13 protein-coding genes are annotated in these 13,137 nt (G+C 66.9%); 5 read left to right on the forward strand and 8 right to left on the reverse strand.

The features are described 5' to 3' along the window. Positions 1–4 precede the first annotated feature (4 nt). The gene (locus QCE48_RS08065) at positions 5–631 is read right to left on the reverse strand and encodes a DUF938 domain-containing protein (protein WP_309785316.1); all 627 of its coding nucleotides are present in this window, start codon (positions 629–631) and stop codon (positions 5–7) included. 323 nt (positions 632–954) lie between these two features. On the opposite strand from QCE48_RS08065, the gene QCE48_RS08070 reads away from it, so the two are divergent. From QCE48_RS08070 to QCE48_RS08080, 3 genes are all read left to right on the forward strand, one after another. Then, the gene (locus QCE48_RS08070) at positions 955–1,506 is read left to right on the forward strand and encodes an ankyrin repeat domain-containing protein (protein WP_309785315.1); all 552 of its coding nucleotides are present in this window, start codon (positions 955–957) and stop codon (positions 1,504–1,506) included. A gap of 146 nt (positions 1,507–1,652) precedes the next feature. Continuing rightward, positions 1,653–2,795 (forward strand): hypothetical protein, encoded by a 1,143-nt coding sequence (locus QCE48_RS08075; RefSeq protein ID WP_309785314.1) that lies wholly within the window; start codon positions 1,653–1,655, stop codon positions 2,793–2,795. A gap of 24 nt (positions 2,796–2,819) precedes the next feature. Next, positions 2,820–4,061: an MFS transporter gene (locus QCE48_RS08080; RefSeq protein WP_309785313.1), complete on the forward strand. Its 1,242-nt coding sequence runs from the start codon at positions 2,820–2,822 to the stop codon at positions 4,059–4,061. On the opposite strand, the gene QCE48_RS08085 is transcribed toward QCE48_RS08080, so the two are convergent. After that, positions 4,062–5,456 (reverse strand): FAD-containing oxidoreductase, encoded by a 1,395-nt coding sequence (locus tag QCE48_RS08085; RefSeq protein ID WP_309785312.1) that lies wholly within the window; start codon positions 5,454–5,456, stop codon positions 4,062–4,064. Between the two features lie 187 nt (positions 5,457–5,643). Between QCE48_RS08085 and QCE48_RS08090 the strand changes: the two genes are divergently transcribed. Together QCE48_RS08090 and QCE48_RS08095 are read left to right on the forward strand one after the other, a co-directional pair. Further along, the gene (locus QCE48_RS08090) at positions 5,644–6,948 is read left to right on the forward strand and encodes a cation:proton antiporter (protein ID WP_309785310.1); all 1,305 of its coding nucleotides are present in this window, start codon (positions 5,644–5,646) and stop codon (positions 6,946–6,948) included. A gap of 51 nt (positions 6,949–6,999) precedes the next feature. Then, on the forward strand, positions 7,000–7,575 hold the full coding sequence (locus QCE48_RS08095) for an AAA family ATPase (RefSeq protein WP_309785309.1): 576 nt from the start codon (positions 7,000–7,002) through the stop codon (positions 7,573–7,575). A 70-nt stretch (positions 7,576–7,645) separates the two neighbouring features. Here QCE48_RS08095 and QCE48_RS08100 read toward each other — a convergent pair whose 3' ends face one another. The 6 genes from QCE48_RS08100 to kdpB form a co-directional block, all read right to left on the reverse strand. Then, a complete protein-coding gene (locus QCE48_RS08100) occupies positions 7,646–8,755 on the reverse strand; it encodes a saccharopine dehydrogenase C-terminal domain-containing protein (RefSeq protein WP_309785308.1) in 1,110 nt (369 codons plus the stop codon). A 135-nt stretch (positions 8,756–8,890) separates the two neighbouring features. Continuing rightward, on the reverse strand, positions 8,891–9,346 hold the full coding sequence (locus QCE48_RS08105) for an Lrp/AsnC family transcriptional regulator (protein ID WP_309785307.1): 456 nt from the start codon (positions 9,344–9,346) through the stop codon (positions 8,891–8,893). 89 nt (positions 9,347–9,435) lie between these two features. Beyond that, positions 9,436–9,822, reverse strand: coding sequence for a hypothetical protein (locus tag QCE48_RS08110; RefSeq protein WP_309785306.1), 387 nt, complete (start codon positions 9,820–9,822; stop codon positions 9,436–9,438). Positions 9,823–10,018: 196 nt separating this feature from the next. After that, on the reverse strand, positions 10,019–10,306 hold the full coding sequence (locus QCE48_RS08115; RefSeq protein ID WP_309785305.1) for a hypothetical protein: 288 nt from the start codon (positions 10,304–10,306) through the stop codon (positions 10,019–10,021). A 105-nt stretch (positions 10,307–10,411) separates the two neighbouring features. Next, the gene (kdpC, locus tag QCE48_RS08120; RefSeq protein ID WP_309785304.1) at positions 10,412–10,990 is read right to left on the reverse strand and encodes a potassium-transporting ATPase subunit KdpC; all 579 of its coding nucleotides are present in this window, start codon (positions 10,988–10,990) and stop codon (positions 10,412–10,414) included. Positions 10,991–11,033: 43 nt separating this feature from the next. Beyond that, positions 11,034–13,091: a potassium-transporting ATPase subunit KdpB gene (kdpB, locus tag QCE48_RS08125; protein ID WP_309788240.1), complete on the reverse strand. Its 2,058-nt coding sequence runs from the start codon at positions 13,089–13,091 to the stop codon at positions 11,034–11,036. Positions 13,092–13,137 lie beyond the last annotated feature (46 nt).

Raw genomic sequence — 13,137 nt, forward strand, 5'->3', positions numbered from 1 at the left:
CGGGTCAGTTTTTCCTGAACACCAGACTGAAGTTGTTCGCCGGCATCGGGACGACTTCCTCCAGCGCGAGCCCGGCCGCGCGCCCGAGCGCCTCGACCGCTTCCATGTTGCGCACGCCCCAGCGCGGATCGGTTGCGCGCAACTGGGCATCGAACGCTTCGTTGCTCGGCGCCGTATGGGCGCCGTGGCGCCGGTACGGGCCATACAAATATAAAACGCCGCCCGCGGCCAAAAGCCGCTTCGCGCCTTCGAACAGATCCTCTGCCGCCTGCCACGGCGCGATGTGGATCATGTTGATGCAGACGATCGCCGCCGCCGATTCGATGCCCCAGTCGGCCGAGCGGACATCGATCGCGAGCGGCGGCTTCATGTTGGCGAGCTTCTCGTGCATGCGCCAGGCGTCGATCGACGCGCGCGATGCGGCGTCCGGGTCGCTCGGCTGCCAGTCGATGCCCGGGAGCGCAGCGGCGCAATGCACCGCATGCTGACCGGTGCCGCTCGCGATTTCCAGCACGACGCCGCTTGCGGGCAGCACGCGCCCGAGCACGGCGAGGATGGCGTCGCGATTGCGCGTCGCGGCGGGCGCGTTGCGGCGCACTGCGGGATCGGCGCCGGCGTCGGGGTGGTTCATGATGGCGAGGTTCCTTGTCGAAGCGGTGAAGTGATGAGCGCGGAAAGCGAACGGCATCGAGCCTAAGCGCGCGGCTTGCGGCGCGTCAAGCAACCAAGCAGGCAAGCGCGAATCGCTCCCGCCCGTTGCCCATGGCGCGAATCGTGCTGGCGAGGAGCCCGCGCGAACGCCTCCCGCGAGCAAACCTGTATCCTTCGAACAGCGCGGTAAGCCGCGCGAGCACGAAGCGCCGGCTCGACCGGCGTCTCTCGCCGCGCATTTTGCTCCGCGCAGCAATGCCAGCTAACGACGAAGCAAGCACGAAGCAAGGACGGAGCAATCCCATGCAAGAACCCAACGACGCAAAACAGCAAGGCCCCGACGACGAGATGATCGCGTTCGCAAGCGAAGTCTTCGAAGTCGCGCGGCGCGGCGACGCCGCCATGCTCGACGCGCTGCTGCACAAGGGCCTGCCGCCGAACCTGCGCAACGACCGCGGCGACACGCTCGTGATGCTCGCGAGCTACCACGGCCACGCGGACGCGGTACGCGTGCTTCTCGAACACAAGGCCGACCCGGACCTGCGCAACGACCGCGGCCAGACGCCCATCGCGGGCGCGGCGTTCAAGGGCTTCAGAGCGGTGATCGAAGTGCTGCTCGATCACGGCGCCGATGTCGAAGGCGCATCGCCCGACGGCCGCACCGCGCTGATGCTCGCGGCGATGTTCAATCGCGTCGAGCTGGTCGAGTATCTGATCGGGCGCGGCGCGAATCCCGACGCGCGCGATGCGAACGGCTTCTCCGCGCGCGACGCGGCCGAAAAGATGGGCGCGCCCGATACGGTTGCGCGGCTCGCCACCGCGGCCGAAGCGCGCGAACGCCCGTCCGGCGTGTGACGCCGCGCGCCCGGCAGGCGCATGACAAAAAGCATGATCGGCGTTCCGGCAGGCACGCTCCCACGACTTCTCGCAAATCAATCCGCTCCGGTTCGCCCGGGGCGATCTGACCCAGGCAGGTGGCCCGGACACATGGAGCTTTTGTGATGACTGGCGGTTTCTCGCGTCGAGGTTTCTCAGCCCGAGGTCTGTTCATTTCGATGTTCACGGCGGCGCTCGCCCTCGCGAGAGCCGCGCTCCTTCGCGTGCTTGCGACGCGTCGATGCCTCGCGCCGCTTCTCGCGCTCGCCATGCTTCCAGCGTGCAGCCTGCTGCCGCAGCAGACGCCGGTGCCGATCGTCGAGCATTCGTTCCAGCCGCCCGCGCCGACCGAGGAAACCGCCGAAGCGGAAGAGCCGTCGACCGTGGCCGCCGCCGAGCCCGCGTCGGAACCGAAGGCGCCGCGCCCCGCGAAGCCCAAGCGCCGCGTCGTCAAGCCGAAGCCCGCCGCACCGCCCGCCCCGCCGCCCGTCGAGGAACCGGAGCCGCCGCCTCCGCCGCAGATCATCTCGACGCGCATCCTCCAGCACGACCAGTTGCACGGTCTGCTCGACAGCGAAGTGCAGCGCCCGGACGGCAAGGTGATCGGCCGCGCGGTCGACATGTACGTCGATACCGCCGCGAAGCCGAAGGTCATGATGGTCAATCTGGCGGGCTTTCTCGGCGTGGGCGATCGCAAGGTGATCTTCCCGTGGTCCGCGTTCCGCTTCGCGCCGGCCGCGAAGACCCCGGCGATCACGCTCGGCGCGTCCGCCGCGCCCGCCGCCGGCAAACCGAAAGCCGATGCGGCGCCGCCCAAGCCGCAGCCGGTCAAGGACGTGCCGCCCAACCTGATGCAGCTCGTCGATTCGACGGTCCTGCAGAAGAACGGCGCGCGCATGGGCCGCGTCGTCGACGTGCTGATCGATTCGCAGGCCGAGCCGCAGGCGGTCGTCATCGATCTGAGCGATTCGCTTTCCGGCGACAAGCGCCACGTCGCGGCGAGTTGGGGCGACCTGCACGTGCTCACGCGCAACAAGACGCCTCAATTCCAGATGGATTTCACCGACGCCCAGTTGAAGGCGTCGCCCACTTACGGACCCGAACAACCGATCAAGATCGTTTCTCCTGTCGTGCCCGCGCCCGCGTCGGCGCCGGCTTCCACTGCGGCTGCTGCCTCGGCTGCGTCGGCGTCCACTTCGTCCGGGCCGGTCGCGACCGGTCCCGTGGCGTCGGGCGCGGCCGCCTCCGGCGCGCGCGCTTCCAGATAACGACACCGGTATCGATCACAAACAATGGTAACTGCACGAAGTCTTCGCGCACTCGACTGGCTGAATTTCTTCGTCGCCAACGTGCAGACCGGCTTCGGCCCCTTCATCGCTTCGTACCTCGCCGCCAACAAGTGGACGCAGGGCGAAATCGGGCTGATGCTCTCGGTCGGCACGATCAGCGCGATGGCGAGCCAACTGCCGGCGGGCGCGCTCGTCGATGCGATGCGCAACAAGAAGTTCGCGGCCGCCTCCGCGATCGTGGCGATCATCGCGAGCGCCCTCTTTCTCGCCGCGAGCCCGACCTTCGTGCCGGTGTTCGCGGCCGAAGTGCTGCACGGCTTCGCGAGCTGCATGCTGGTGCCCGCGATGGCGGCGATCTCCTACGCGCTCGTCTCGCGCGCCGATCTCGGCGACCGGCTCGGGCGCAATGCACGCTGGGCGTCGATCGGCAGCGCGTTGACCGCCGCGCTGATGGGCGTCTTCGGCGAATATTTCTCGCTGCGCTCGGTGTTCTTCCTGACGGCCGCGCTCGCGCTGCCGGCGCTCGTCGCGCTGTCGATGATCCATCACGAGATGCCGGCGAAAATGCCTCGCGGCGCCCCGAAGCCGGACAGCAAGATCACGCCCGAAGGCGAAGAGCGCGTCTCGCTGCGCGAACTGCTGCGCGACAGGCGGCTCTTGATCTTCGCGGCGTGCGTGGTGCTATTCCACCTCTCGAATGCGGCCATGCTCAATCTCGCCGCGGGCGAAGTCACGGCACACATGGGCGACAACGTTCAACTCGTGATCGCCGCGTGCATCATCGTGCCGCAGTTCCTGGTCGCGGCGATGTCGCCGTGGGTCGGAAGACAGGCGCAGCGCTGGGGGCGGCGGCCGGTGCTGATCCTCGGCTTCGCCGCGCTGCCGGTGCGCGCGCTTTTGTTCGCCGGCGTGTCGAGCCCTTACCTGCTCGTGCCGGTGCAGATGCTCGACGGCATCAGCGCGGCAGTGTTCGGCGTGATGCTGCCGCTGATCGCCGCCGACGTCGCGGGCGGCAAGGGCCACTACAACCTGACGATCGGCTTCTTCGGACTCGCGGCGGGCATTGGCGCGACGCTCTCGACGGCGGCGGCGGGCTTCGCCGCCGACCGCTTCGGCACCGCGATGAGCTTCTTCGGACTCGCGGGCGCCGGAGCGCTCGCCGTCGCGCTCGTGTGGCTCGCGATGCCCGAGACGCGCGAAGCGGCCGTCAAGCAGGAAGTCGAAAAGCCGGCGGTGGAAGCCTGATCATTTCAGCGGCTTGAGCATTCCAAGCAGCGTCGGAATCAGTTCGCTGACGGTCGGATGGATGTGCATCGCGTTCTTGAGCGTGGTGTACGGCGCGCCCGCGTTCATGATGTCGACGAAGGTGTGGATCGCCTCGTCGCCTTCGATGCCGTGGATCGCGGCGCCCAGAATCTGCTTCGTCTTCGCATCGACGAGCGCCTTCATGAAGCCGTCCGTCTCGCCGCGCTCGCGCGCCCGGCCCACGCGTGACATCGGCATCGTCGCGATCAGCGCCTCGCGGCCGTTCTCGCGGCTCTCCTTGCTCACTTCGCTCTCGCTCATGCCGACGCGCGCATAAGGCGGATCGACGAACACCGCGTAGGTCATGATCCGCGTATCGACGCTGCGCGGTTCGTTGTCGATCAGATTCGCCGCGACGATCTCGAAGTCGTTGTACGACGTATGCGTGAACGCGCCGCGTCCGTTCACGTCGCCGATCGCCCAGATGCCGTCCACCTGCGTGCGCAGCTCGCCGTCGACGTCGATCAGACCGTGCGCGTTCACCGCGACGCCCGCCGCGTCGAGCCCGAGGTCGTCGGTATTCGGCTGACGGCCGGTCGCGATGAGCAGATGTGACGCATCGAGCGTGTCATCGTCGAGCCAGATGCGCGCGCCGGTGCCGAGCGGCTCGACGCGCGTCGGCTCGCCCCCGAAGCGAAATTCGACGCCCTCCTTCGCCAGCACCTTTTGAATACTTTCCGCGAAATCCGCGTCCTCGCGCGTGAGCACGCGCTGACCGCGCACGAACACGGTCACGCGGCTGCCGAAGCGGCGGAACATCTGCGCGAATTCGAGCGCGATATAGCTCGCGCCGACGATCACGAGATGCGCGGGCACCTCGGTCAGTTCGAGCAGCGTAGAGTTGGTCAGATACGGCACGCGGTCGATGCCGTCGATCCGGGGAACGGTCGGGCGCGTGCCGGTGTTGACGAAGGTCGCGTCGCTTTCCAGCTCGTGCGGCTGGCCGTCGTGCCCGTCGACGCGGATCGAATGCGGCCCCGTGAAGCGCCCGTGGCCGGTGAAGACGGTCAGGTTCGGCGTGTTGCGCAGCCATTGTTCGACGCCGTCGCGCGACGCGCCGATCACCTTGTCCTTGCGCGCCTTCACGCGCGCCATGTCGATCCGCACTTCTCCGCCGATCAGCACGCCGTACTCCGCCGCGTGGCGCGCGACATGCGCGGCGCGCGCGCTCGCGACGTAGGTCTTGGTCGGCGTGCAGCCGACGTTCACGCAGGTGCCGCCGAACAGATGCCGCTCGATGACGGCCGTCTTGCGCCCGCTTTCCGCGAGCCGCACGGCGAGCGGCGCGCCGCCTTGTCCGGTACCGATCACGACGGCGTCGAAATGGTGTGACATGCCAGCCTCCCGCGAAAGCGTGACGTTGAACGAGGGTCGTGCGAGGAAAGATCGTTGCCATCTTACGCGCGAAGGAGGCGCCTCGTCGGCATCGCGAGCGTCACGGGCATGGCCCGTGCTACGTTGTCCGGACTGCGGCCCATTGATGCAATGCGCGCCGGCCACTCCCCACAGCAGACAGGTTTCCATGACCGAGACGATGTGGTTTCTCGTCGTTGGCGGTGTACTCATCTTCATGGGGCTTGCCAGTTCGACGTTCAAGCATCTGCCGATCAGCACGGCGATGTGTTATCTCGCGATCGGCTTCGCGCTCGGCCCGCTTGGTGCGGGCCTGCTCGCACCCGATCTCGCCGCCGACGCCACCCTCCTGCGCCGCATCACCGAAGTCGCGATGCTCGTATCGCTCTTCGCGATCGGCCTGCGCCTGCGCGTGCCGCCGACCGACCGCATCTGGCTGCTGCCCGTGCGGCTCGGCATCGTCGCGATGGTAATCACCGTGATCGCGCTCACGCTGTTCGCCGTGCATGTGCTCGGGCTGAACTGGGGCCCCGCGATCCTGCTCGCCGCGATGCTCGCGCCGACCGACCCCGTGCTCGCCCACGACGTGCAGGTCGAAAGCCCCGGCGACGTCGATTTGCTGCGCTTTTCGCTGACCGGCGAAGGCGGCCTGAACGACGGCATCGCGCTGCCGTTCGCGCTGCTCGGCATCGCCGTGTGCAACTACGAGGCGTCGCCGGGCGAGGCGCTTTCGTGGACGTTCGCGGGTTTTGCGCTCTGGGGCGTCGCGGGTGCGCTGGCGAGCGGCTGGCTTCTCGGCGAGCTGTCGGTGCGGCTCGTGGCGTTCCTGCGCACGCGCCACGGCCAGGCGCTCGGTCCGGAAGGCTTCTATGCGCTCGGCCTGATCGCGCTGTCTTATGGCGTGGCCGAACTCCTGCACACCTACGCGTTTCTCGCGGTGTTCGCGGCGGGCCTCGCGATGCGCCGCGTCGAGCAGAAAGCGAGCGGCGACAAGTCGCCGAGAGAGGCGGTCGGCACCATCGACTCGGCGGATGTCGGCGCCACGGCGTCCGATCCCGAACGCGCGCATGCGTTCATGGCCGAGCGCGTGCTCGGCTTCACGATCGAACTGGAGCGCATCGCGGAGGTGGCGATCATGCTCGTCGTCGGCGCGACGCTCGCGGACGTCTGGCGGCAGTTCCTGAACTGGCAGGCCGCGGCGCTGATCGTCGCGCTGTTCGCGATCGTGCGGCCGGCGGCAGTGGAGGCGTCGCTGATCGGCTCGCTCGCGACGGCGCCGCAGCGGCGCCTGATGAGCTGGTTCGGGATACGCGGCGTCGGCTCGTTCTACTATCTGATGTACGCGCTGGAGCACGCGCCGAAAAGCGCGGCCGCGCCGCTCGTGCCGCTCGTGATCGGGGTCATCACCGCGTCGGTGATCGTGCACGGCATCACGTCGACGCCGCTCATGAAGTGGTATCAGCGCGGACGCTGACGGCGCCGCTGGGTATGATGGAAATCCGCTGGTTCACATGGAACGCCGGGCATGACGCATCTGATCTTTTTCTGCGGCCACGCGGGCACGGGCAAGACGACGCTCGCGAAGCGCCTCTTTGCGCGCCTCGCGCAGGCGAGCGGCGAGCCGTTCTGCCTGCTCGACAAGGACACACTCTACGGCGCGTATAGCGCCGCCGCGATGAACGCGCTGACCGGCGATCCGAACGATCGCGACAGCCCGCTCTTCCTTCAGCATTTGCGCGATCCCGAGTACCGCGCGCTGATCGATACCGCGCGGGAAAATCTCGATCTCGGCGTGAGCGTCGCGGTGGTCGCGCCGCTCACGCGCGAAGTCCGCGAGGGACGTCTCTTCGATCGCACATGGCTTCGCATCGGCGACGAGGTGAAGGTGCGCGTGGTCTGGGTGCACGTGACGGAGGACGTCGCGCGCGAGCGGATCGTCGCGCGGGGCAATCCGAACGACGCCTACAAGCTCGCGCACTGGGACGAATACCGGCAGCGGCGCTTCGTGCCGGACGGACCCACGAGCCGCGCGCTCTTAATGTTCGACAACGCGTCGCCGTCGGACGAGGCGCATGAGGACCTGCTGCAGCGGCTTGTCTAGCGCCGTCAGCGCGACAAAAAGGGCGCCGCAGCGCCCTTTTCGTCTCTCAGTGGCTCTGACGGCCCTCGGTTCACGCCGCAGCCAGTTGCCGCGTCGCCTTCAACACGCTCTCCCCTTCGTAAAGACGCCCGAAGCGGTTGTTCAGAAACGCTTCGAGCGGCACCTGCTCCTGACGAATGAAGCCGCTTTGCGGCAGCACGCCTTCGCGGAACAGGTCGAGTTCCGCGCAGACCGCGCCCGCCGTCGTGATCTGGATCGCGCTCATCGGCACGCCGCACACTTCCTTCGCGAAGATCTTGCGCGTGAACACGTCCTGCACGAGCTGGCCGCGCCGCATGCCGGTGGCCGTCACGAAGATCAGCACGACGTCCTGCGCCGTCGACGGCACCGCGCGCCTGAGCATCGCCTTCAGGCCGTCGCGGTCGGTGGACATGCGCAGGTCGTCGAGCAGGAACTTCATCAGGTCGCGATGGCCCGGATAGCGCACCGACTTGTAGTCGAGCGCCTCGACCTTGCCCGCGAGCGTCTCGCAGAGCGTGCCGAGCCCGCCCGAGGTGTTGAACGCCTCGTATTCTATGCCGTCGAGCGAGAAATGCTCGACGCCTTCGAGCGGCTGCACCCATTGCTGGCGGCTGTCGCGGATCGCCTCGCACGGCTGGCAATACTCGTTGATGAGCCCGTCGATACTCCACGTCAGGTTGTATTTCAACGCGTTGGTCGGAAACTCGGGCAGCGCGCCGACGCGCATCTTGACGTCGCGCAAGTCGTCGAGACGCTTCGCCAGATCGTGCGCGACGATGCCGATGAAACCCGGCGCCAGGCCGCACTGCGGCATGAACGCGTGCGTCGCGCCGTCGGCGATCGCGCGGATCGCGTGCGTCGCGCGCACGTCCTCGGTGAGGTCGAAGTAATGGACGCCCGCCGCTTTCGCCGCCGACGCCACGTTGATCGCGAGGTAATACGGCAGCGCGTTGACGAGCGCGTCGAAGCCGTGCAGCGCATGACGCAGCGCGGTGGCGTCGGCGGAATCGACGCGGCGCGTTCCGATGCCTTGCGCGTCGAGCAGCGCGAGCGCGCCGGCGTCGCGATCGAACGCGACGACTTCGAAGTCCCCTGTTTCACGCAGCAGGTGAGCAATGCTTTGACCGATCAGTCCGGCTCCGACGAGGGCTACTTTCATCTTTTGTCTCCTTGTGCGTGAAAACCTTCCTGCACAAGTGTAGAAGCGCCCGAATACTGATCCTAGAGCCAAAATGATGCGGATCGACGAGTGTTTTCGTCGTTTTGACGTCGATGCGATACGAATCGTCGAAAGTCAGCCGGTGCGGTCGATCTTGCGCGCGAGGATGATCGACGTCGTCGTGCGCTCGACGCCTTCCAGCGCGCCGATTTCGTCGAGCAGGTCGTTCAGGCGATCGGGGGAATCGGCGCGCAGCCACGCGACGTAATCGAACTCGCCGCTCACCGCGCAGAGCAACTGGATCTCGGGCATCTTCGCGAAACGCTTCTGGACGTCGCGGCCGTACTTCGGCGCGAGCTTGATGCCGACATACGCCTGGATACTCGCGTCGAGCACGTCCTGCCCGAGCCGCACGCCGTAGCCCGCGATCACGTTGTTCTTTTCAAGGCGAGCGATACGCGCGATCACCGTCGTGCGCGCGACGCCGAGTTGCCGCGCCAGGTTCGCCACGCTCTCGCGCGCGTTCGTTTGCAGGAGCGCGACGAGATTGCGGTCGATGTCGTCGAGTTGATCGAGGCGCGGCGGTCTCATGCGGGCGTCGTCCGTCGGGTTCAGGAGCGCGCATTATCGCCCACCGCGGGCGTCGGACGGACGGGCAAAAGGCGCCCGGCCGCGCCGGATCAGAGGACGCTGTCCTTCAGTTCCAGCGTGAGGACTTCGCCCTTTTCCTGCGAGCGGCTCGCGAAGTCGATGCCGGAGCGCTCCATGACCTTGCGGATCTCTTGCGGGACGCGATCGCTCACGCTCGCCGCGACGATCGGCCGGTCGATGTTGGAGAGGAACTGGCGAATACCCGGCGCCGGCCAGTAGACGAACACGTTGAGCGGAAAGGAGAGCCGCGCGCCCGCGCTGCGATGGGCGGTGATGTGCAGGCCGATAGTCGGCGACGCGCTCATCTGGCGCGGCGAGACATGAAAATCACGCCCGAAGTCGGTCGCGACGCTTCGGACGAGAAACGGCAGACATTTGTCGCTGAACACCTTGTTTTCGGTTTTGCTGAGCGCCATTTCGGCCTCCGGTTGCTGAGCAGGAATCGCAGCACGAGAGTAGAACCGAAGCGGCGCGGCTTCTGTTACGCGGAGCACATCTGAAATGAAAATGACGAAGCGGATGGGGGCATTCAGGCGCGCTTCGCGCCGGTGACAACGCGGTCGGGGCATTACCCGCCAGCGGTTTGCGTCACCGGCTGACGAAGGTTTCCCGTCACAATGAATTCGACGATTTTCCCGCGACGAGGCCGTCGATGATCGACTCCCCATAAGCAAACGCGGCGCGCTGGGCGTCTCCGAGGTCTTCGTAGCCGTGGGTCGTGTTGATCTTGAACACGCGGAAAGGCGCGGAAGGATCGGCGCCGTCCGATGGCCGAAGACGGATCGCCGCGTCGTAGCCCTGTCCGTCGCGCATGTTGCGGCGCATGAGCGGATCGCTCTCGCGCGGATAAACCAGAGCCTCCAGGTCGTATCCCTGATAAAAATGATGCTTGCCTGCCATGATCGTCTCCGGTGTGATGTATGAAGCATACGCGCCTTGTGGCTGCGCCCGGGCGAGAATTTTCACCGGACTCACCGGCTTGCGAGGCCATGCTTTACGAACGCTTCACGGCCGCGTCGCGGCATCGAGCGCCAGGTTGAGCCTGAGCACGTTCACGCGCGCTTCGCCCAAGACGCCGAACTGACGTCCGGTCGTGTTGCGTTGCACGAGCGCTTCGACGTCCTCGCGCGCCAGCTTGCGCGCCTTCGCGACGCGGTCGATCTGATAGGCGGCGGCAGCCGGGCTGATCTCCGGGTCGAGCCCGCTGCCCGAAGACGTGACGAGATCGACCGGCACCGGCGCGGTGCTGGACGGATCGGCGTCGTGAAGTGCGCTCAGACGGCCCTTCACTGCGTCGGCGAGCGCGGGGTTGGTCGGCCCGAGGTTCGAGCCGCCCGACGCCTGCGCGTTATACGGATTCGGCGACGTGGCCGAGAGCCGTCCCCAGAAGTATCGAGGCGCGTCGAACTGCTGGCCGATCAGTGCGGAACCGACCACCTTGCCGTTCTGCTCGATCAGGCTGCCGCCCGCCTGCCTCGGAAAGACCGTCTTGCCGATCGCGGTGACGGCGACCGGGTAGACGACGCCCGTGACGACCGTCAACGCGGCGAACAGCACGAGCACGGGACGAATGAGGTTTTTCATGATGGTTGGCTCGTTTGTTTGAAGCGATTCACTCGACATGTCTTCACGCCCAGCCGAAGCCGGCGAGCACCATGTCGATCAGTTTGATGAACGGAAACGGCAGCACCAGCCCGCCCAGACCATAGATCAGCAGGTTGCGCCGCAGGAGGGACGCCGCGCCCAGCGCGCGGTATTTGACGCCCCTGAGCGCCAGCGGAATCAGGAACACGATGATGAGCGCATTGAAGATCACCGCCGAGAGGATCGCCGAGGCGGGCGAGCTCAGGTGCATCACGTCGAGCACGCGCAGTTGCGGATAGGTCGTCGCGAACGCGGCCGGGATGATGGCGAAGTATTTGGCGACGTCGTTGGCGATCGAGAACGTCGTGAGCGAGCCGCGCGTCATCAGCATCTGCTTGCCGATCTCGACGATCTCGATCAGCTTCGTCGGGTTCGAATCGAGATCGACCATGTTGCCGGCTTCCTTCGCCGCCTGCGTGCCGGAGTTCATCGCCACCGCGACGTCGGCCTGGGCGAGCGCCGGTGCGTCGTTGGTGCCGTCGCCCGTCATCGCGACGAGGCGTCCTTGCGCCTGATGCGCGCGGATCGTCGCGAGCTTCGCTTCGGGCGTGGCTTCGGCCAGAAAGTCGTCGACGCCCGCTTCGGCCGCGATCGCCGCCGCCGTCAGCCGGTTGTCGCCCGTCACCATCACGGTCTTGATGCCCATCTTGCGCAACTCGGCGAAGCGCTCCTTGATGCCGCCCTTCACGATGTCCTTCAGTTCGATCACGCCGAGCACGCGCGCAACCTCGCCCTGCTTCTCGGCGACCACGAGCGGCGTGCTGCCGCGCCGCGCGACGGTGTCCACGGCGGTCTGCACCTCTTGCGCCAAGCGGCCGCCGTTCGTCTCGACGTAGCGCTTCACCGCATCGGCGGCGCCCTTGCGAATCTCGCGGTCCGGCAAATCGACGCCGCTCATGCGCGTCTGCGCGCTGAAACCGAGGAAGGTCGAATGCAGCGTCGCCATGTCGCGCTGGCGGATGTCGAAGCGCTGTTTTGCGAGCACCACGATGCTGCGGCCTTCCGGCGTTTCGTCGGCGAGCGACGCCAGTTGCGCGGCATCCGCGAGATCGTGTTCCGAGCGGCCCGGCGCCGGCAGGAAAGCCGCTGCCTGGCGGTTGCCGAGCGTGATCGTGCCGGTCTTGTCGAGCAGCAGGACGTCGACGTCGCCCGCTGCTTCCACCGCGCGGCCCGATGTGGCGATGACGTTCGCCTGCATCACGCGGCTCATGCCCGCCACGCCGATCGCCGACAACAGCCCGCCGATGGTCGTCGGGATCAGGCAGACGAGCAGCGCGACGAGCGCCGTGATCGTCACGACGTGACCGGACTTCATGGCTGCAACGGAGAAGATCGAGAACGGCAGGAGCGTCGCGGTGGCGAACAGCAGCACGAGCGTGAGCGCGACGAGCAGGATCGTGAGCGCGATCTCGTTCGGCGTCTTCTGCCGCTTCGCGCCTTCGACCATCGCGATCATGCGGTCGAGAAACGCCTCGCCCGGATTGACGGACACGCGCATCACGATCCAGTCGGAGAGCACCCGCGTGCCGCCCGTGACCGCCGAGAAGTCGCCGCCCGACTCGCGGATCACCGGCGCGGACTCCCCCGTGATCGCCGATTCATCGACCGAGGCCACGCCTTCGATCACGTCGCCGTCGGCGGGAATGACATCGCCCGTTTCGACCAGCACGACATCGCCCTTGCGCAGATCCGTCGAGGCCACGATCTGCACGGGCGACTTCGGATGCGGCATGTTCAGCTTCTTCGCCATCACGTTGTGCTTCGCGTGCCGCAACGACGCCGCCTGCGCTTTCGAACGGCCTTCCGCCAGCGCCTCGGCGAAGTTCGCGAAGAGCACCGTGAACCACAGCCACAGCGCGACCGCGAGAATGAACCCCGAGCGCGCTTCCGCCTGACCGGCGAGCGCCGCGAACCACAGCACCGTGGTCAGGATGCTGCCCACGTAGACGCAGAACATCACCGGATTGCGCAACTGGGTGCGCGGCGTGAGCTTCCTGAACGAATCGACGATAGCCGGTTTGACGATCCGCGGATCGAACATCGAACGTGCTGCCGAGCGCGTATGGGCGCCCGGCTCCGGCGTCTTT

The organism is Caballeronia sp. LZ024 (assembly GCF_031451455.1).
Taxonomy (GTDB): Bacteria; Pseudomonadota; Gammaproteobacteria; order Burkholderiales; family Burkholderiaceae; genus Caballeronia; species Caballeronia telluris.

Coding starts and splice junctions, on each gene's coding strand:
- QCE48_RS08065 (WP_309785316.1), bottom strand. CDS start 631: ATGAACCACCCCGACGCCGGCGCCGATCCCGCAGTGCGCCGCAACGCG.
- QCE48_RS08070 (WP_309785315.1), top strand. CDS start 955: ATGCAAGAACCCAACGACGCAAAACAGCAAGGCCCCGACGACGAGATG.
- QCE48_RS08075 (WP_309785314.1), top strand. CDS start 1,653: ATGACTGGCGGTTTCTCGCGTCGAGGTTTCTCAGCCCGAGGTCTGTTC.
- QCE48_RS08080 (WP_309785313.1), top strand. CDS start 2,820: ATGGTAACTGCACGAAGTCTTCGCGCACTCGACTGGCTGAATTTCTTC.
- QCE48_RS08085 (WP_309785312.1), bottom strand. CDS start 5,456: ATGTCACACCATTTCGACGCCGTCGTGATCGGTACCGGACAAGGCGGC.
- QCE48_RS08090 (WP_309785310.1), top strand. CDS start 5,644: ATGACCGAGACGATGTGGTTTCTCGTCGTTGGCGGTGTACTCATCTTC.
- QCE48_RS08095 (WP_309785309.1), top strand. CDS start 7,000: ATGACGCATCTGATCTTTTTCTGCGGCCACGCGGGCACGGGCAAGACG.
- QCE48_RS08100 (WP_309785308.1), bottom strand. CDS start 8,755: ATGAAAGTAGCCCTCGTCGGAGCCGGACTGATCGGTCAAAGCATTGCT.
- QCE48_RS08105 (WP_309785307.1), bottom strand. CDS start 9,346: ATGAGACCGCCGCGCCTCGATCAACTCGACGACATCGACCGCAATCTC.
- QCE48_RS08110 (WP_309785306.1), bottom strand. CDS start 9,822: ATGGCGCTCAGCAAAACCGAAAACAAGGTGTTCAGCGACAAATGTCTG.
- QCE48_RS08115 (WP_309785305.1), bottom strand. CDS start 10,306: ATGGCAGGCAAGCATCATTTTTATCAGGGATACGACCTGGAGGCTCTG.
- kdpC (WP_309785304.1), bottom strand. CDS start 10,990: ATGAAAAACCTCATTCGTCCCGTGCTCGTGCTGTTCGCCGCGTTGACG.
- kdpB (WP_309788240.1), bottom strand. CDS start 13,091: ATGTTCGATCCGCGGATCGTCAAACCGGCTATCGTCGATTCGTTCAGG.